The following is a 257-nucleotide window of genomic DNA, read 5'->3' as shown; positions in this document are numbered from 1 at the left end:
AACCTTTTGCGGGCACTCTCCAGCAAAGGCCTGATAACCTCGAATTGCTCCGACTTGATATCACTTGGATAATCTCTTCTCATCTCCCAAGCTTCTCATAACTCGGAGACTTTGAACAGGTTCTAAGCCGCCCCGGAAGTAATGGCAAAGGCAAAAGTGAGAACAAGGATCAAGCCGGCAATATGCGCGTTAATGAAATCGTGACGATTTCTCCCGTCCTCACTTGTGAGGTCTGCGCACAAGACCTGAGTGGTGTT

The 257-nt window shown here is 48.6% G+C and carries 1 pseudogene; it reads right to left on the bottom strand.

The window, feature by feature from the left end:
* Nucleotides 1–83, bottom strand: a pseudogene (locus NSMM_RS14950) (IS5/IS1182 family transposase); the annotation flags it as partial.
* Nucleotides 84–257 lie beyond the last annotated feature (174 nt).

It is taken from the genome of Nitrosomonas mobilis (genome assembly GCF_900103035.1).
GTDB classification, from domain to species: Bacteria; Pseudomonadota; Gammaproteobacteria; order Burkholderiales; family Nitrosomonadaceae; genus Nitrosomonas; species Nitrosomonas mobilis.
Note: the sequence above shows the minus strand (reverse complement) of the source record. Positions and strands in the feature narration are given on the sequence as shown.